At 38.5% G+C, this 19,392-nt stretch carries 16 protein-coding genes and 1 other annotated feature; of the genes, 7 read left to right on the top strand and 9 right to left on the bottom strand.

The window, feature by feature from the left end:
• The first annotated feature begins 69 nt into the window (after positions 1–69).
• A complete protein-coding gene (locus NSQ77_RS08245) occupies positions 70–678 on the top strand; it encodes a CAP domain-containing protein (RefSeq protein ID WP_339230246.1) in 609 nt (202 codons plus the stop codon).
• 49 nt (positions 679–727) lie between these two features.
• Positions 728–939: a binding site (T-box leader), on the top strand.
• Between the two features lie 53 nt (positions 940–992).
• Positions 993–2,672, top strand: coding sequence for an arginine--tRNA ligase (argS, locus tag NSQ77_RS08240; protein ID WP_339230963.1), 1,680 nt, complete (start codon positions 993–995; stop codon positions 2,670–2,672).
• Between the two features lie 45 nt (positions 2,673–2,717).
• Here the strand turns inward: argS and csaA are convergent, their stop codons facing one another.
• Positions 2,718–3,050, bottom strand: a complete 333-nt coding sequence (csaA, locus tag NSQ77_RS08235) for a chaperone CsaA (RefSeq protein WP_339230244.1) — start codon at positions 3,048–3,050, stop codon at positions 2,718–2,720.
• A gap of 473 nt (positions 3,051–3,523) precedes the next feature.
• On the opposite strand from csaA, the gene NSQ77_RS08230 reads away from it, so the two are divergent.
• From NSQ77_RS08230 to NSQ77_RS08220, 3 genes are all read left to right on the top strand, one after another.
• On the top strand, positions 3,524–6,565 hold the full coding sequence (locus tag NSQ77_RS08230; protein ID WP_339230242.1) for an efflux RND transporter permease subunit: 3,042 nt from the start codon (positions 3,524–3,526) through the stop codon (positions 6,563–6,565).
• Positions 6,566–6,734: 169 nt separating this feature from the next.
• Positions 6,735–7,322, top strand: a complete 588-nt coding sequence (locus tag NSQ77_RS08225; RefSeq protein WP_339230241.1) for a lysophospholipid acyltransferase family protein — start codon at positions 6,735–6,737, stop codon at positions 7,320–7,322.
• 148 nt (positions 7,323–7,470) lie between these two features.
• Positions 7,471–8,037, top strand: a complete 567-nt coding sequence (locus NSQ77_RS08220) for a DUF6434 domain-containing protein (protein ID WP_339230961.1) — start codon at positions 7,471–7,473, stop codon at positions 8,035–8,037.
• An 80-nt stretch (positions 8,038–8,117) separates the two neighbouring features.
• Here the strand turns inward: NSQ77_RS08220 and NSQ77_RS08215 are convergent, their stop codons facing one another.
• The 8 genes from NSQ77_RS08215 to NSQ77_RS08180 all read right to left on the bottom strand — a co-directional run bounded on the left by NSQ77_RS08215 (position 8,118) and on the right by NSQ77_RS08180 (position 15,762).
• Complete coding sequence (locus tag NSQ77_RS08215; RefSeq protein ID WP_339230240.1) at positions 8,118–9,818, bottom strand: DUF6044 family protein; 1,701 nt, start codon at positions 9,816–9,818, stop codon at positions 8,118–8,120.
• On the bottom strand, positions 9,781–10,911 hold the full coding sequence (gene rffA / locus NSQ77_RS08210) for a dTDP-4-amino-4,6-dideoxygalactose transaminase (protein ID WP_339230239.1): 1,131 nt from the start codon (positions 10,909–10,911) through the stop codon (positions 9,781–9,783). The genes NSQ77_RS08215 and rffA overlap by 38 nt, the downstream gene beginning before the upstream one ends.
• A 6-nt stretch (positions 10,912–10,917) precedes the next feature.
• Complete coding sequence (locus NSQ77_RS08205; protein ID WP_339230238.1) at positions 10,918–11,274, bottom strand: EamA family transporter; 357 nt, start codon at positions 11,272–11,274, stop codon at positions 10,918–10,920.
• A 3-nt stretch (positions 11,275–11,277) separates the two neighbouring features.
• Positions 11,278–11,964 (bottom strand): GNAT family N-acetyltransferase, encoded by a 687-nt coding sequence (locus NSQ77_RS08200; protein ID WP_339230236.1) that lies wholly within the window; start codon positions 11,962–11,964, stop codon positions 11,278–11,280.
• A gap of 7 nt (positions 11,965–11,971) precedes the next feature.
• The gene (locus NSQ77_RS08195) at positions 11,972–12,931 is read right to left on the bottom strand and encodes a glycosyltransferase family 2 protein (RefSeq protein WP_339230234.1); all 960 of its coding nucleotides are present in this window, start codon (positions 12,929–12,931) and stop codon (positions 11,972–11,974) included.
• Positions 12,904–13,944, bottom strand: a complete 1,041-nt coding sequence (rfbB, locus tag NSQ77_RS08190; protein WP_339230233.1) for a dTDP-glucose 4,6-dehydratase — start codon at positions 13,942–13,944, stop codon at positions 12,904–12,906. Before rfbB ends, NSQ77_RS08195 begins: the two co-directional genes overlap by 28 nt.
• Entirely contained in the window at positions 13,937–14,869 is a 933-nt protein-coding gene (gene rfbA, locus NSQ77_RS08185) for a glucose-1-phosphate thymidylyltransferase RfbA (protein WP_339230232.1), read from the bottom strand. Before rfbA ends, rfbB begins: the two co-directional genes overlap by 8 nt.
• Positions 14,870–15,039: 170 nt before the next feature.
• Positions 15,040–15,762: a MerR family transcriptional regulator gene (locus NSQ77_RS08180; protein WP_339230230.1), complete on the bottom strand. Its 723-nt coding sequence runs from the start codon at positions 15,760–15,762 to the stop codon at positions 15,040–15,042.
• Between the two features lie 205 nt (positions 15,763–15,967).
• On the opposite strand from NSQ77_RS08180, the gene uvrA reads away from it, so the two are divergent.
• Positions 15,968–18,424, top strand: coding sequence for an excinuclease ABC subunit UvrA (uvrA, locus tag NSQ77_RS08175; protein WP_339230228.1), 2,457 nt, complete (start codon positions 15,968–15,970; stop codon positions 18,422–18,424).
• 106 nt (positions 18,425–18,530) lie between these two features.
• Positions 18,531–19,298, top strand: coding sequence for a MerR family transcriptional regulator (locus NSQ77_RS08170; protein ID WP_339230227.1), 768 nt, complete (start codon positions 18,531–18,533; stop codon positions 19,296–19,298).
• Positions 19,299–19,392: the final 94 nt, after the last annotated feature.

The following is a 19,392-nucleotide window of genomic DNA, read 5'->3' as shown; positions in this document are numbered from 1 at the left end:
TTTTTTTATAATGATTTTTTCTATGAAACTATATATCCTATTAACATAGAAATAAGGAGGATATAGAATATGTTCAAGAAGATTAGCAAATTGATTTTTGCATTAATTATTTCATTATCATTACTAATACCGACTGCTGCGTTTGCAGCTAGTTCATATACGGTTGCTCCAGGGGATACGATTTGGAAAATCGCTCTAAAAACACAAACAGGAGTTAGTGAGATTATCGGAGCAAATTCACAATTAAAAAATCCGAATCTTATTTATCCAGGACAAAGCTTGCAGATTCCACCAAATAATGAATATCAAGTGGAACAAGAGGTCATTCGTCTTGTTAATGCAGAGAGAGCAAATGCTGGTTTGCCTGCATTAAAATACGATTGGGAGCTTGCTAGAGTTGCGAAGCATAAGTCGCAGGATATGAAAGATAAAGGATACTTCAGTCATACAAGTCCTACATATGGTTCACCGTTCACAATGATGCAAAACTATGGCATTAAATACAAATCAGCTGGTGAAAATATCGCGAAAGGTCAAAGCACTGCACAGCAAGTGGTAAATGCTTGGATGAATAGTTCAGGACATCGGGCGAACATTTTAAGTAAAGACTATACGCATATCGGTGTCGGTTATGTGAAATCAGGTCACTATTGGACACAAATGTTTATGAAAAAATAAATGGATATTGATTTTCAGTTGGAATTCATATATACTAACGAGAATTATATTGAATTCGATGATGAAGAGAGTAGTTATGATGGTAACGCAAGCGAGTTGGGGGATGGTGTGAGCCCAATCGTTCTATCCTAATGAAGCGGACTTCTGAGAAACAACCCGAAATGTAACAGAGTAGGGTGCAGTCGGGTAATGGCCGTTATCCATTTAAGAGTTGGTTTGATAAACAATCAGAGTGGTACCGCGGGTAATCTCGTCTCTATTTAGAGGCGGGATTTTTTTGTTTTGAAAAGAAATGGAGGATGAAAATAGTGGATATCATAAAAGCGTATGCAGAGGAAATAACCCTACAATTAGATGGGGTTTTAGGGCTGGAAAAAGTTATCGATCTAATAGAAAAACCAAAGTTTGAGGAGCAAGGTGATGTAGCCTTTCCATGTTTTACACTTGCTAAGGAATTAAGAAAGGCTCCAAACATAATCGCGAAAGAGTTAGCGGGAAAAGTAAACCATCCCATTTTCGAGAGGGTTGTCGCAAATGGGCCGTATGTAAATGCCTTTTTAAATCAGAGAATGGTCAGTAAACATACTTTAGCATCGATTATAAAAAAAGGAGACCGCTACGGTTCAATGAATTTTGGTAAGGGGGAAAATATTACAATTGATTTTTCATCTCCAAATATTGCAAAACCCTTTTCAATGGGGCATCTGCGTTCAACTGTAATTGGTAATTCACTTGCAAATATTGTTGAGAAGTGTGGCTATCAATCGATTCGAATTAATCATCTTGGTGATTGGGGCACACAATTCGGAAAGCTTATGGTGGCATATAAATTATGGGGTGTTGAGGAGCGTGTGAAAAAGGAGCCAATTCAAGAACTGTTAAAGCTGTATGTGCAGTTTCATGCTGAAGCGGAAAACGACTCCACCTTAGAAGATGATGCAAGAGCCTGGTTCAAAAAGCTGGAAGATGGAAACGAGGAGGCATATTCCCTTTGGAAATGGTTCCGAGATGAATCTCTCCTAGAGTTCGGGGAAATTTATAATTTACTAGGAGTTCATTTCGACTCGTATCATGGGGAAGCATTTTATAATGACAAAATGGATCGAGTCATTAACCTTCTGGAGGAAAGCGAACTATTACAAGTTTCCGATGGTGCAGAAGTAGTAGATTTATCTGAACATGAATTAGCACCTTGCTTAATCAAGAAATCAGATGGTGCAACACTATATGCTACGAGAGATTTAACAGCCGCTATTTATCGTCAGGAAACCTATAAATTTGAAAAGTCATATTATATTGTCGGTCATGAGCAGAGTTTGCATTTTAATCAAATTTTCTTAGTGCTCCAAAAGCTTGGATACGATTGGGCTAAGCAATTAGTGCATATACCATTCGGTTTCATCTTGAAAGATGGGAAAAAGATGTCGACTCGAAAAGGGAAGGTCGTTCTATTGGAAGAGGTTATCCAAGAAGCGATTCAACTGGCAGAAAAAAGTATCGCAGAGAAAAATCCGAGCTTACAAAATAAAGCCGTTATAGCAGAAACGGTCGGAGTTGGGGCAATTATTTTTCATGATTTAAAGAATGACAGACAAAATAATATCGAGTTCTCATTGGAAGATATGCTGAAATTTGAAGGAGCAACTGGACCTTACGTACAATACACACATGCAAGAGCCTGTTCCATCTTAAGAAAAGCCGAATATGAAGATACAGTAATGAACGGCTTAAATGATAGCTCTAGCTGGTCTGTTGTGAAACTGTTAATGGAGTTTCCAGCAGCCATTGAGCGAAGCTTTAATTATCATGCGCCATCCCAAATTGCAAAATATCTCATTGAACTATCGCAGGAATTTAATAAATACTATGGAAATGTTAAGGTTTTAATTAAGGATGAGGAACTAGAAAGCCGGCTGGCATTGGTAAAAGCTACAACGATTGTGTTAAAAGAGGGATTGCGATTGCTAGGAGTAAATGCCCCGCATGAAATGTAACGTGAAAATGGTGCTCCCCTCTATATTAATAGAGGGGAAGAAGTCTTACCCGACCGGTGTACCATTTTCGACGACTTCATCAGGAGCAAGCAGGATGACGTCATTTGCCCCTGCAACACCACCAAGTACCAATACTTCTGATTTATACCCCGCAATACGCATTGGCGGGAAATTGACGACTGCAACGACTTGACGTCCAATCAATTGCTCGGGTGTATAGCGCTCGGTAATTTGAGCAGAGGAATTTTTCCTGCCCACTTCTGCTCCGAAGTCAATTTCCAGCTTTATTGCAGGCTTGCGTGCTTCTTTAAAAGGCTCCGCGTGAATGACAGTACCAACTCGAATATCTAGTTTTTGAAAGTCTCCAATTGTTGCCATGTAGATACGCTCCAATTCATAAATGTTTTTCTATTACTATACTACAAGTGTTTCATAATTGAAAAAATATAATACTTAGTTGTGTTGAAAAACAGTACTGTAGTGATAAAAATGAAAGCAATATTAAAAATCCAACTATCACTCTAGAAAAATACAATAATTATTCTTTAAAGAAGTGTGACATTTTCCAAATGTTACACTTCTTTTACTTTTTCCTGTTATAACTGTCCGTAAGATTTTATCTTATTCACTAAGCCTTAAGGCTTAGTGAGATTCAGCCCTAAGCGCAATGTTAGGAATATTTAGTTAGATTATAATCAGATTAGTTATGAATAGAAAGAAGGAGGACTAAAGAATTGTAACATTTTTGTAAATAAACAATAAAAAACAGATAATTTTAACTATTTTGATCTATACTTATTTGGATGTTATCAATTCAGTTGAAACTTTGTTTGGGGATAGGAGGATTTTCATTGGTAAAGTTTATTTTAAAAAGGAAGATTCTGGTAAGCTTGTTAACAGTTTTGGTTCTTATTTTAGGTGTTTATGCTTTAACAAAGTTGGATGAAGAATTAATGCCAGAAGTTGATTTTGATGGGGCATATGTAAGTGTTAGTGCAGGAGATATGGCCGCCATAGAAGTAGAACGAAATATAACTACGCCCCTTGAGCAAAGTTTTCTAGGAATTGATGGGGTAGAGGATGTTTTCTCAACAACTAACATTGGATATAGTAGTATTCAAATAATGATTGAAAAGGGGCGGGGTGAAGAGGTTTCTAAGGAAATTCAATCGATAGCGAATAGCATCAAGGCTAATGTCTCAGATGTGACAGATGTTATCGCAGATCAAATGAGTATGAGCTCCAGTTACGAGTTTTTCATGGATGTTTCAGGAGGAGATATGGATGAAATGACAACTTTTGCAAAAGAGGTACTCGAAGCTCGTTTGGAGGACTTGTCAGAAGTAAAAGATGTTGCCTTAATGGGAATTCAAGAATATGAAATGGTCGTAGCGTTTGATAGAGAAGAGCTTACTGAGAACACATTAGATAGCACGCAGGTTATCTCCATTATTCAACAAGCCAATACGGAAGCAACCTTAGGAGAATTTACTGGTGAAGAAGAGCAGCCAGCACTCCGCTTTGAAACCGAGCTTTCTTCTGTAGAAGATGTTGAGAGTATTCCGATACAGACACAAAATGGATTGGTCCAAGTAGAAGATATCGCTACTGTTTCCTTGCAACCATTAGAAACCTCTTCCAATGTGTGGAAAGAAGGATCAAAAGATTTTATTTTTGTTCAAGTTGGTCGTGCAGCGGATGTTACACAAATCGAGATGGCAGATGCGATTAGACAAGAGCTTCAGGAAGTAAAAGATGAAGGATTAGTAGCTGGATTTGAATTAAATGAGCTTGTCGCACAAGCGGATTATGTAGAAGACTCGATTGATGGAGTAACTGAAAATATCCTCATAGGAGGTATTATCGCTATCATTGTGTTACTCCTATACTTACGTAATGTTCGTGCAACGGTTGTTATCGCGATTTCCATTCCAACTTCTATACTATTAACATTTATTACGATGTGGTTATTGGACTATAGCTTTAATATGTTAACCTTGATTGCGCTTGGATTAGGAATAGGAATGATGGTTGATTCCTCCATTGTTATCTTAGAGTCTATCTTTAAGAAAAAAGAACAGGGACTTGCAGCATTTGATGCGGTAGTGAAGGGAACGAAGGAGGTAGCATCGGCTGTTATCGCTTCTATGCTAACTACCATTGTTGTGTTTTTACCAATTGGGTTAATGGGTGGTGACGTAGGGCAGTTTATGGTAATGCTGTCTGCTGTTGTTGCAATAACCTTGATCAGCAGTGTGATAGTCGCCTTTACTATTATTCCAGCACTATCTGAGAACTTCCTGAAAACCGGTAAAAATAAAAAAGCAAAGGAAGGCATATTGATCAGGGGTTATGGTAATTTTATTTCATGGGTTGTTAAGAAAAAGCGTAATAGCATTGCCATGATTGCAGTATTCTTCCTTATGTTAGTTGGTTCCATCTTTTTAGTATTTAGAATACCAATGACGATTATGCCAGATGTATTAAATCGTTATACGGAATTAATGATTGATCTGGAAACAGGTGTATCTATTGATGAAAAAAATAAAGTGGCAATGAAAATAAGTGAGACATTAGAGGAAGTTGAGGATACGGAAACCAGTTATATTATCGATGATGGATCCATGTTTTTCATGCTTATTAATATGACAAAGGGCGATGAAATCACAAGAGAACAAAAAGAAGTCAATGAGGAAATATTAAGTTCTTTGCGCGAGTTAACAGATGATTATCCAATTAAAAGTGTACAGAGTGCGATGTCTGTAAGTTCCGGCCAGCCTGTTCAGATTCAAGTTAAAGGAGAAAGCTATGAGGAACTGCAAACACTTGCTGCAAATGTCACGGAACGGTTAGAAGGAATTGAAGGAGTAGTTGGAATTACGAATTCAGTTGAGCGGACTTCAATAGAAAAAGTGGTAGAGCTGGACTATGAAGCGATGGAGGATAGAGGAGTAACAGAAATGCAGCTTCTCCCATTCGTTCAAGAAGCCTTTCTTGATATGCCAATAGGTGAAGTAACGGCAAATGAGGGTACAGTTCCTTTAGTAGTGAAGTGGGATGAGCAAATAGTAAATGAAGATGAATTACTCGATTTGAAAGTTCCTACAGTAGAAGGAGAAACTCGTTTATCTACTTTTATCGATTTACGAACTGTGGATACACCGAATGAAATCTCTCATAACAATGGTGAAAGGTATATAACCGTATCTGCAGATATTGAGGATACAGATTTAGGAACAGTAAATAGAGAGGTTCAAAGGATGATTAATGACCTGGATACACCAAGTGGATATACAATCTCTGCTGGAGGGGACTTGGAGACACAGCAAGAGCTCTTAACCGATTTGATTCTTATCTTCGTTATCTCTATTTTTCTGGTATACCTAGTAATGGCCGTGCAATTTAACCATTTAGCACATCCAATTATTGTAATGTCGGTTATTCCAATGGCCTTTGTGGGTGTTGTTTTAGGTTTATTCGCCACGCAACGGGAGCTAAGTATCATGTCAGGTATGGGGGTTATTATGCTTATTGGGATTGTATTAAATAATGCAATTCTGCTTATTGATCGAACAAACCAATTGCGCAGAGAAGGTATTCCTGTGAATGATGCAGTAGTCAGGGCGGGGAAAGATCGTATTCGGCCAATTTTTATGACGACTTTTACTACGGTTGGTGGCATGCTGCCACTTGCATTAGCAACTGGAACAACTGGAAATTACCAAGCACCAATGGCAACAGCAGTTATTTCTGGACTGATGTTTGCAACATTGATTACATTAGTTTTAGTTCCAGCAGTTTACCGTACATTCAATGCAATAGGATATGGTTTAGGTCGATTGTTTAAAAGAAAGAGTAAAGCACAAGAAACAGTAGAGGATGAAGCGGTATAAAAGATAAGAGTTCCTTCCAAAATAGAATTGGGAGGAACTTTTTATGGATTGCTATTTTCAAGCTATAATGTAAAATAACAATCAGCATTTACATAAAAATTAGTACCAGTTACTAATACTATATGCTAAAATAGATATATACTATTATTATAGAAAAGAGGAATAAGCCATGTATTATTTTGCAGCTTATTTATTAAAGTTCATTCTAAGCTTATTTGGCAGAATCAAGGTATACCAAAAAGAAAACTTACCTCAATCCGGAGGATATATTATAGCATGCACCCATACAGGATGGGTTGATATTTTATGGTTAGGTGTATCCGTATTACCAACAAAAATTTATTATATGGCAAAAAAAGAGCTATTCCAGACCGGTTTTACGAAATGGCTAATGGAAGGCCTGCACGCCTTTCCGGTTGACCGGGAAAACCCTGGACCAAGTTCGATAAAAACACCGCGAAAATTACTAAGGGATAACAAAGTAGTCGGGATATTTCCCAGTGGGACGAGAACAAGTGAAGAAACGCCATTAAAAAGAGGGGCAGTAACAATAGCAGCACATTCGAAGGCTCCGATTGTTCCGGTTGCTTATACTGGACCAAATAATTTCCCAGAACTATTTAAAAGGAAAAAAGCAAAGATTATTTACGGTGAACCTATTTACCTGTCTGCAGATCACCCGAAAAAGGAAGCAATGGAAATCATGATGAATGAATTGAATGCGGAGATGAATCGGCTGCAGAAGGAGATAGAGTAATAGCAGGCCAGGCTCCATCTATCAATTCGGAAAGTAAAAGTTACTTCTGGAAACTTTTCACTCCCTAAATTTCACGGCGGTTAATATTGAAGTGTAGGAACGAATGTTCTATAATGGGATTAGGTATCAAAATATGGAGGGGATATTGCTGAGGCCTAATTTAACAAAAGATATGAGTATCCAAAGTTTCGAAGATTTCTATTGGCTGAAAGAAGAATTACAAGCATTTTGCAAAGAAAATGGAATAAGTGCATCAGGATCCAAATTAGAGATTTCTGACCGGATTGAATCTTTTCTTCGTACAGGAGAGATAAAAAAGCCAATTCGAAAAGCAATGGAGAACAGAACAGTGCTACAAAGAGAATTAAGTCTTGATACAGTCATTTCAGAAAACCATCGTTGCAGTCAGCGGGTAAGAGCTTTTTTCAAAACCGTTATCCCTAACTTTCATTTTTCTGCTTATATCCAAAACTATTTCAAAAACAATACTGGAAAAACGTATCGTGATGCTGTAGAAGCTTGGTATAAAGAGGAGGAACGCAAGAAAGACCCATCGTATAAAAGACAAATTGCACCTCAATTTGAATATAATCAATATATTCGTGATTTTTTTGCTGACCCGGCTAATCAAGGAAAGAGCCGAAAAGAAGCAATCGAAGCATGGAATACGATTAAAAAACTTCCTGGAAGCAATAAATACATGCCCGATTATTAATTATTGAGGCAACTCTTATACTAAAGGGAAAAAGCAAGCATATGGATAGTATGCTTGCTTTTTTATACGCATATTGCTTTTTAAGAAACCGAATAAAGCTCAATTCGCCAAATAGATGTATCTGATTCAAAGGTTTGCTCATGCTCTAGCCCGAGTTCTTCCGCATTCTCAATGGGAACAGCTGAAAGAATATAGTCCCCGCCCAGGTTTTTCAATGCCTCAGTGTCGATATTCAGCTGGTTGATGGCTCCATCCCTGTTCTTTGTAAACATATAATCTTTGCCATGTTCCGCAACATACATATATAATCTTCCACCCCATGTATCAAAGTAGTTTTCTAATGTTGCACTTTTATCTAGTTCACCAGCAATAACTTCTCTGAATGCATGCTTGTATTCGAGTGGAAAAGAGTTGTTGTACGTATCGAGTGTATAGAATCCGTTATATTGTGCGATTGTTGGGTGCATGCCAATGCTAACAACTCGGTATTCCGACTGATCTCTTGCGATATATGCCTCAATTTCGTCAAAAAGATCTTCAGAATAAAACTCTTTAAATGTTGGTGTGTTAATAGCTTCATATCTTAATTCTTCTGTAGTCCCAAATGCCAGGAAACATTGGAGCGAGATAAGAATGCAAGCAATGATTTTTCCAAATTTCAAATGCCTCCAGAAAATTACTAAAGCTAATGCAAAGCAAATATACCAAATTGGCGGATCAAGAAAATGCACTCGAGCAAAATTGAATGTATTTGCTAGTGAGAAATGATCCTTCACAATTCTTAAGCCTTCCCAATACCAAAATGCGTACCAAACAGAAATAACAAAATTAAATACGAAAAGGCTCATCAACAGTCTCGGTTTTACATTACTAAAGGCCGCAACGAGCAAGGCAATTAAAATTGTTGGAATGATCAAATACGTTTGCAATGCCATATCATGCGTATGACCGTATAGAAAGTTTTCCCATGATAGCTCAACACTGCGTTCAAACGTATTATAACCAAGGTCTAATTCACCACGATGGGAGGTAAAGCCCTTATCAAAAAACATCGATACGATTAGCAAATAATCTTTGATTAAATAGATGCCTGTCATTGCTGCAATAGCAATGAAAAATGGCCAATTTACTTGTTTTTTCTTTATCCAGTCAATCAGCCAAAAAACGCCTAGTAATCCAAGGAAGAAGATAAAGCTAAGTACAAAGTTTGAAAAGAATGGGATGATAAATAAGAGAATCCAGTAATATTTCGGTACATCCCAACCATCTTTTCGTATCGTTAAAAACAAATGCAATGCAAGTGGGATACCAGCAATCGACAGTACGCCTGAAGGCCAGTATGGAAGCATTGCGAAACCTAGAGAAGCTCCGACTGTAATGATGTGTATGTACGTATTACAACCGGAACGAAAAATATGCCTTGAAAGCAGGAAATACATTCCAAAAAATGCGGCAAACCGCATGATCGTTTGGCTGATACTATAAGCTGTCATTGGTTCAAACAGAACATAGAGCCATACGACAGCATCGAAGCCAGAAGGAAGAGCGCTTCTTGGTAGACCATTAATCACATTCGGTAATGCAGTGTCTGTCAATGTGAAAATCTGCCCGCTTTCGGCAAGGATTTTATACCAGACGATATTTGAATCTAAATTATCATGCATGCGGATATGCGTGTCCTCGCCTAATAGGTAGTAGGGGAGGAGGTAGCCTATTAGGATAAGGGTCGCAATCAGCATGTATTTATTTTTGATAAAAAAGTTTAATGGTTTCGATAACATGGCTGACATCCTTTGTGTTTATTCCATAGTAAAGCGGCAGTCGAATGATTCGTTCGCTATCTGTCGTGGTATACTGATCCATCCCAATAAATTTCCCGAACCTTTGCCCAGCCATAGCTGTATGTAATGGGACATAATGGGAGACAGCCATTATATTATTTTCTTTTAAATAAGATGTTAGATCAGAGCGTTCTTGCTCATCCTTTGCTTTGATATAAAACATATGAGCGTTATGCTCACAATCGTCCGGTATATGTGGCCCTTCAATAATCCCTTCCTCGATTAATGGCCACAGTCCGGTTGCATACTGGTCCCACGTCTGTAAACGATCGTTATTTATCAATTCCGCATGCTCAAGCTGAACGGCCAAATAGGCGGCATTCAACTCGCTTAATAAATAGGAAGAGCCAATATCTCGCCATGTATACTTATCGACCATGCCTTTCATAAATTGTGAGCGGTCAGTTCCCTTCTCTTGTAAAATTTCTGCCCGTTCAATAAGAGATGGCTCATTAATAATAAGGGCACCACCTTCTCCAGAAGTATAGTTTTTGGTTTCATGAAAGCTATACGTTCCAAGGTGCCCAATTGTTCCAAGAGCCTTCCCTTTATAAGTACTCATGACACCTTGTGCAGCGTCTTCAATCACCCAAAGCCCGTGCTTATTTGCAATTTCCATAATCGCGTCCATATCACAGGAGACACCTGCATAATGAACAACGACGATTGCCTTTGTTTTATCTGTTACTGCCGCAGCAATTTTATCTGGCGAAATGTTCATCGTGTACGGGTCTACATCGACAAAGCGCAAGGAAGCTCCCCGAAGTGCAAAAGCATTCGCTGTGGAAACGAATGTATAAGACGGGAGGATTACTTCATCACCTTCACTTATCTCTGTTAGTAATGCGCTCATTTCAAGTGCAGCAGTACAGGAAGGCGTTAGGAGTGCTCGTTTACATGGAAGATTGTTTTCAAACCAGTCTGTACACTTTCTCCCGAAAGGGCCATTTCCAGAAAACGTATTATTAGTTAAAGCTTGTTGGATTGCTTCAATTTCGGTACCAATTTTGCATGGCTGGTTAAATGGAATCAATTTTCATCACCTCATTACGATAATTCCAAGCACAACAAATCCCATACCAATCGCTTTCTGTACGCTGATTGGTTCGTGAAAAAGAAAGGCTGACAAGATGAACACAAGGACAAATGATATGCTCATAAACGGATAGGCATAGCTAATATCAAACTTTGTCATGGCGGCCATCCAGCATAGGGCAGCGCAAAATGCCGCAATAAACCCGGAAATAATCCAAGGATTTAAGAGTAGCTGCAGCAAGAAAATAATCTTATCCATAAAAGGTTCAGGTAAGCTTCCTTGCTGGTCAATTTTCCACTTTAAAATAAGCTGCCCATATACGGTAAATCCGATAGTTCCAAAAATATATAAATAACCCATATGTCAGCCTCCATAAGGAATGGAACCATTTAATTTATGGTACACATCGGTTGATTTTCGAAGTCGGAATCCTAAGCTAATAAACACGTTTAATGATGCGACATTAGACGGTGAAATAGATGTTTTTAATTCCGAATGTCCCATAGCAAATTGCTCTTGTACACAATAGCTTGTAAATGCCTTAGCGAGACCTTTTCCTCTATAGTCCTTCGACATAGCAAGGAGCAATATTTTATCCTGCTCATAAGCATAAAAGCCGGCGGTTTTCCCTTCATAGATAAGTGCTATTATAAGATCCTTTTCTATTAGATCATGCACCCAGTTCATGTAACGTTTATCTGCCATATGATTGGGAATATTAAAGTCACGATGGAAGCGACCGCCTTTAAACGCTTCTTCTGCGATTTCCAAGATTTCATTTCGGTCATAGTGACGCGACATTTCAATTCCTTGCTGTTCATACGGCTCAAAGTTCTCAGCCTTACAAACTGGTTCTGTAAGTGTATCTGCATAATAAAAGCTATATTTCTTTAGATTTTCCGTGTTTTCCAACGGATCGATTTTTAATGTAAAGTGACCTTCTATGTTATTCGTTTGTTGTAATGCCTCCTCTGAACTGGAGGTTACCTCGTACGTATCAATAATAAAGCTCCGTTTGTCCCACGGAGTAGGCTGTAAGTAATTTTTCATTGTTCTATCAGCTCCGATTTTCCATGTTGTTGTTAGTCGTTTCCCGAATTAAGTATAGTGGTCTTCCTTTTACTTCGTTAAAAATCTTCCCGATATAAAGTCCAAGGACGCCGAAATTGAAAAAGATTAACCCCGCAATGAAGAAAAGGGATACCATGACACTTGTCCATCCTGGAACAGATACATCAAGAAAGAAGTAGCGTATAAACAAATATAACCCATAAAGAAAAGAGCCAACGGCAAGCAAAAAGCCAAATTGAATCGATAAACGCAGCGGCTTATTTGATTGGGATATGATCGCATCGGTTGCCAAGTTAATGAGCTTCTTAAGATTGTAGGAAGACTTTCCTTCCTTTCTCGCATCATGTTCAATAGGAATGTGAATTGTTTTATATCCCATCCATTGAATAAATAAAGGGAAGAAACGATTTTGTTCTCGCATTTTGCGGAAGCCCATGACAACCTTCTTAGCGTTAATACTAAAGTTGGCTGCCATATAATCAGAATTGCTGTTTGTAAAATAATCATATACACGGTAAAAGACTTGTGATGACTTTTTCTTCCACCAGTTGTCCTGTCGTCGGATTCGCTTACCGAAAACAACTTCATAGCCTTCCAGTGCTTTAGCATATAATTTAGCGATTTCTTCTGGGCGGTCCTGGAGATCACAATCCATTACGACAACCCAGTCACCGTTCGCATAATCAAGTCCGGCAGTAATGGCATGGTGCTGGCCAAAGTTTCGCGCAAAGTCAATTCCTTTTATATTGCTATCCTGTTCACTTAATTGTTTAATCGTCTCCCATGCATGGTCTGGACTTGCATCATTTACTAAAATAATTTCGTATTGGGCTGGAATAGCTGTTACAGTATTTTTTATTCGATTGCAAAGCTCAACTAAACAAGTCTTACAACCATAAACAGGAATGACAACAGAAATTAATGGGTTAGGCTTGTTTGCCGCCATTTTTGTACATAGCCTTCCACTGTTTTCCGAAGCCCTTCTGTAAAGTCCTCGGTTGGTTTCCAGCCCAGTTCAGTTGTTAGTTTTTCAGCATCGACAGCATATCGGCGGTCATGTCCCTTTCGATCTTCAGTAAAAGTAATTAATTCTTTAAAACTAGTGATAGAAAGTGCTGACTTTCTATTGAATGCCAGTTCATCCAGGATGTCACAAATCTGTGTTGCTATTTCAATATTTGTTTTTTCATTGTTTCCGCCGACATTGTAAGTCTCAAGCTTCTGGCCGCAGTGGTAGATTAAATCAATTGCTCTGCAATGGTCGTTTACGTAGAGCCAATCACGAATATTCTTTCCGTCTCCATAAATTGGAATTGGTTTTCCTGCTAAAGCGTTTGAAATAATCGTCGGAATTAATTTTTCCTCATGCTGTTTTGGTCCATAGTTATTGGAACTGGAGGAAATTACAACATTTATGCCATATGTGTATCCGAAGCTTTTAACCAATAAGTTTGCGCTTGCCTTCGAAGCACTGTAAGGATTACGTGGATCATAAGGAGTTTCTTCTGTAAATACGCCCTCGTTATCTAAGGAACCATAGACTTCATCGGTAGAGATTTGATGAAAGCGTCTCGCAGTAAGCTCTCCTTTTTTCTCCCAGTCTAAACGTGCTGCTTGCAGAAGTGTCAGTGTCCCTAGAATATTGGACTGACCAAATGCTTTCGCATCGTTAATTGACCTGTCAACATGCGACTCCGCAGCAAAATTGATAACTCCGGTTATATCATGTTCTTGAAATAGTTGGTTAACAAGGATATCATCCGCAATGTCGCCATAAATAAATTGATAGTTTTCAAGGTTTTCTACTTCCGTTAAATTGTCTGCCTTCCCTGCATAGGTAAGTTTGTCTATGTTTAAAATTTGTCTGTTTGGATATTTTTTCATGAAATAAGTAATGAAATTAGAGCCAATAAACCCGGCTCCGCCTGTAATGAGTAAAGTTTCTTTTCGTTTATTCATTTTGCACCAGTCCTAACATTGGATGATGTTCAATTGAATCCCAGTATTGCTGTGTATACTTGCGATCTGCAATCTCCAGTAAATACTGGCCATAATCATTCTTCTCCATTGCCTTCCCTTTTTCATAGAGTACTTCCTTGGAAATGTAGCCGAGGTAATAAGCGATTTCCTCTAGGCAAGCAAGCTTAAAGCCTTGGCGTTTCTGAGTAATTCGGATAAATTCAGTAGCTTCAAATAGGGATTCATGGGTGCCAGCGTCCATCCATGTAAAACCTCTTCCGAGTAACTCTACATCTAGTTGGTTGCGTATTAAATATTGTTTGTTTAAGTCTGTGATTTCTAACTCGCCACGGTTAGAGGGTTTCAGTCTTTTGGCTAGTTTGACAGCCTGCTGATCATAGATATAGAGCCCAGTAATGGCGAAATCTGATTTTGGAGTCTCTGGCTTTTCCTCAATAGAAATGACTTTTTGATGATAGTCAAAATCAACGACCCCGAAACGCTCTGGATCCTTTACACGGTATCCAAAAATGGTTGCGTGCCGATGATTTTTGATTGCCTTTCGGAACAGTGTGGTAAAACCATGCCCAAAGAAAATGTTATCGGCAAGAATGAGTGTTACCTTGTCGTCCGCAATAAAGTTTTCTGCAATTGTCAATGCTTGTGGAATACCCTTCGGCTCGTGCTGGACTTCGTATTCGATTTGAATGCCAAATGCAGATCCATCACCGAGCATTTCTTCAAATCTACCAACATCTTCTGGTGTACTAATAATCATAATCTCTCGAATACCACCGAGCATCAGTACGGATAATGGATAATAGATCATCGGCTTATCGTAAACAGCTAATAAATGTTTGTTTACAGAATTTGTACTAGGGTATAGTCTAGTACCACTACCTCCAGCTAAAATAATCCCTTTCATTCCAAATCACTCCCTTAAAAGCGGTGCATCCTATGAAACGAACAAATGAGAGTTTCCTGTTCATTAAAGTAGTTGCTTCTAATCTATGCCCTCCTCACAAAAAAATAATCTTACACTCTGATTACAATTTGATGTCATTTGTAAGAAAAGATAGGAAAAAGAGATTACTTTTAACAGAAAGAATCGCTTTTATAAGGAGAAGAATTTACTTTTTCATATAATTTATAAAGATAATATCCGCCATGAAGCTGTTCCATAATTAAATAATCCATATAGATAAGAGAGTCCTTGGCTATTTTTCTAGCATTTGTGAGATTATCCTGATCGATTTCATTCACAACATCACGGACAATATCTAAATAAAAAACAGCTGATCTTATTGTACGAATGATTAATAGCTTTCTTATGTCGGAGCGGTTATAGATTCGATAACCATTTTCAGGATCACGTTTAGGAGCAATTAATTTTTCCTTTTCCCAATGCCTCAGTGTTGAAGGTGGTACATCAATTTTCTCTGCCACCTCACGTATCGAATAACTTTCCTTTGTTAACCGGGTAGAGAAGTGCTCAAGCTCTTCCAATTCCAATGCTTGAAGTGCCTGCTCTGCTTTACGTTTTTCCTCATGCTGCTTTGCTTGAGCTTCATTTACAATCCATAAAGCCTCTGTTAGTTTATTTTCCTGAATAAGTGGCATAATTTGACGTATTAGGTGCATGCCAAAACCTGGATTCATTGCACGTATACATTCAAAGTAAGCAACGTGCACCTCTGTGTACATGCGATAACCATTAGCTGAACGTTCTGGAGGCGGAACGATTCCCCATGATTCATAATGCCGCAATGCACTTGTACTAATACCTAACTTTTTAGCAATTTCAATTGGTTTAATCAAAAAAGAATCACCCTTACCTCATCCTGATTTTAAGAAATTAATCCAGCCATTCAGAATATGGCCACTATGTAAAAAAACCTTCAAGTACCATGACGGATCAATTTATAAATATCCAGTATTGTCAATCGTTATTTAATTTAACCTTATCATTTGCATTAATGTTATACAATTATACTGTAAGTTAAAAGAATTAGGAGGAATGAATTTGAACGAATCGATACGTATAAAAGGTGCGCGTGAGCACAACCTGAAAAATATTTCCTTAGAAATTCCGAAGCACAAGTTTGTTATTTTAACAGGCCCTTCAGGATCAGGGAAGTCAACATTGGCACTGGATACACTGCAACGCGAATGCCAACGACAGTACATGGAATCAATGGGGATGGTTACAGACGGCATCAGTAAACCTAAAGTTGACTCCATGATTGGTCTATCCCCATCGATCAGTGTTGGGCAGCATGTCACGAATCGAAACCCTCGCTCAACCGTTGGAACCGTAACAGATATGTATACCTACCTACGCCTTATTTATGAAAAGCTAGGCGAGCGCCCATGCCCAAACTGCCAGCATATGATTTCACCAACTATTGATAAAGAAGAATATGACGAAGAAACAGGATTCAAGCAATTTATTCATTGTCCGCATTGTGATTACCTCTTGGTAAAATTAACACGATCTCATTTCTCTTATAATAAGCCAGAAGGTGCTTGTGAGACATGTGATGGACTTGGAAAAGTTTCTGAAATTCATCTTAAATCGGTATTTGATCAGGAGCTTAGTCTAAAGGAGGGCGGCGTTAAAATTTGGGCAGGAGCATATGGCGATTATCTAAGAGATATTGTAAAAAATGCTGCTGCTTATTATGGGATAGCCTTCGATGATAGCCTGCCATTAAAAGAATTAGATGATGTCACTCGTGATTTGCTCTATTACGGGGTAGAGGATGAGAAATTCACTGTTCATTTCCCAAATACAAAGCCGCCCAAAACAGTTGCTAAAGGTAAATTTGAAGGTGTTTTAACAGGAATGTGGAGAAGGTACATTGAAAAGGGTGGAAATTCAGGAGAAGCGGCACTCTTCTTTTCTAGTCAATGTCCAGACTGTAAAGGAAAACGACTAAAGAAAGAAATGAGAGAAGTGCTTGTTGCAAATAAATCGATCACCGATGTTTCAAGTTTTCCCTTGGAAGATATGCAAACATGGCTAACAAATCTTCACGCATCTTTATCTCAAGAAGCAGGTGAAGTCGTTGAAACATTTTTACTGGACTTGATCGAGAAGGTTACTCGAATTATTAATGTAGGCTTAGGCTATTTATCATTAGATCGCCAAACGGTATCACTATCGGGCGGGGAAGCGCAGCGACTCCGATTAGCCTCGATTATTGGTTCTGGATTAACTGGTGTACTCTACATTCTGGACGAACCGACAGCTGGGCTGCATCCAAAGGACACAAAAGGTCTCGTAAGTGTAATGAAACAGTTACGTGACTTAGGAAATACCGTTCTTGTAATCGAGCATGATGCAGATGTGATGCGTGAAGCTGATCATATTATTGATATGGGACCTGGCGCTGGCAGTCGTGGTGGAACCGTAATTGGAGAAGGTAGCTTAGAGGAGCTGATGAACCAAGAAGAGTCAATTACTGGGGCTTACTTAAAAGAAGGCCGTCCACAAGCAAGGCAACGTCGTGAAGGAACAGGACAGTATTTAACCGTTCATCATGCAACAAAACACAATTTAAAAGATATTACTGTATCCTTTCCTTTAGGTAAATTTGTCTCTGTAACAGGTGTATCCGGTTCAGGAAAATCAACGTTAGTTTTTGACCTGCTTGCTTCATTTGAAACGGGTGTATATAACGGCTGTGAGGAAGTCTCAGGTCATGAAAATATTGAACGAGTCATCACGGTAAATCAATCACCGCTTAGTCGTATGCAACGATCCAATATTGCTACGTATACGGATGTCTTTACACCATTACGCAACCTGTTTGCAAGCTTACCGGAAGCGAAGGAAAAGAAACTTAAACCAAAGGATTTTTCTTTCAATACAGTTGGCGGAAGATGTGAACATTGTCAAGGGCTTGGATTTGTAACAACCAATATGCATTTCCTCCCAGATCTTGAAGTACAATGTCCGGTTTGCCGTGGCAACAGATTTAAAGAAACCATATTAGAAGTAACGTACAAAGGCTATTCGATTACGAAGCTGCTTGATATGTCGATTGAAGAGAGCTTGCCTCTTTTTAAAGGACAAAAGAAGATATTCCAGGTAACCCAGCTTTTATGTGAAATTGGACTCGGCTATTTAAATTGGGGCCAATCCGTTAAAACGCTATCTGGCGGGGAAGGACAGCGTCTCAAATTAGCAAAGGAATTAAATAAACAGTCGAATAAACGGACACTTTACCTGTTGGACGAGCCATCGACAGGCTTGCATCCAAGTGATGTCAAACGACTGCTGCTTTTATTAAATCGACTTGTAGATGTAGGAAACACGGTCATTATTGTAGAGCATAATAGTGACGTAATTCGTGAATCAGACTGGGTAATTGATCTCGGACCAGAAGGTGGCAATGCTGGAGGTATGCTTGTAGCTCAGGGCACACCGGAAGAAATTTCAAAAGCAGAAGCTTCTCATACAGGATCATTTCTGTAAAACGTAATGAAGATAAATGGAAACTTAATATTTCAGATTACCTCTTGAACCTCCAGTTACGTGAGGTCTTATAATAAGAATATGTTTATATAAGGGAGGAATCGTTATGGGTGAAAATAACAATTATTCTATTGGGGAGTTTTCTGATAAGACTGGGGTATCAATTCGTACCTTGCATTATTATGATGAAATTGGACTGTTGCAGCCGGAAAAGAATCAGACGTCAGGTCACCGCATATACAAGGATCATGATATTCTCGTCTTACAAAAAATTGTCAGTCTAAAGTTCCTAGGATACAGCCTGGAAAAAATCACGAATTTATTACATCAATCGATTATTACAGTTGATTTAAATGAGACATTAGCCCTCCAGTTAGAAGTATTAAAAAAAGATAAAGAACGAATCGAACAGTCCATGACAACGATTCAGAGGGTCATTAAGTTACTGGAAGAAGAAGGAGAAGTGGATAGTGCCATTTTATTCAGTTTAATCCATAATATGCAAACGGAAAGTGTGCAAAATGAATGGCTGGAACGCCATAACTTAACAAACGTGTTGGAGAACTTGTCAAAGAAAACCGAAGAGGAAAAGATAACCTTAGATCAAACCTTTATTCAAATGGCTAAAGAAGTTAAAAAACTATATGGAAAACCAATAAAAGATCCAGAAGTGCAAGAAATGATTAAAGCATATATAGAAACGTCATTTGAATTTCTTGGCGAAGATTTGGTGCAGCAGCTAGCCGATGCAAACGTGGAAGAGCTGGATATTCAAGAACTTGAAAATTTAACCCCTTCTCCATTCACAGAGGATGAACAGGAATGGCTTAATCAAGCAATGGAATATTATATGAAGGAAGCTGGGATGGAGTAGAACCAAATGAACATTGTCCCGATATTTTAAGGAAGAGCATGTTCCTTATGAAGTATGCTATATTATTTATAGGAATTTAGTAGGGGTTAAAAGT

Source organism: Oceanobacillus sp. FSL K6-2867, assembly GCF_037963145.1.
Taxonomy (GTDB): Bacteria; Bacillota; Bacilli; order Bacillales; family Amphibacillaceae; genus Oceanobacillus.
This window is presented reverse-complemented; position numbering and strand designations above follow the sequence as displayed.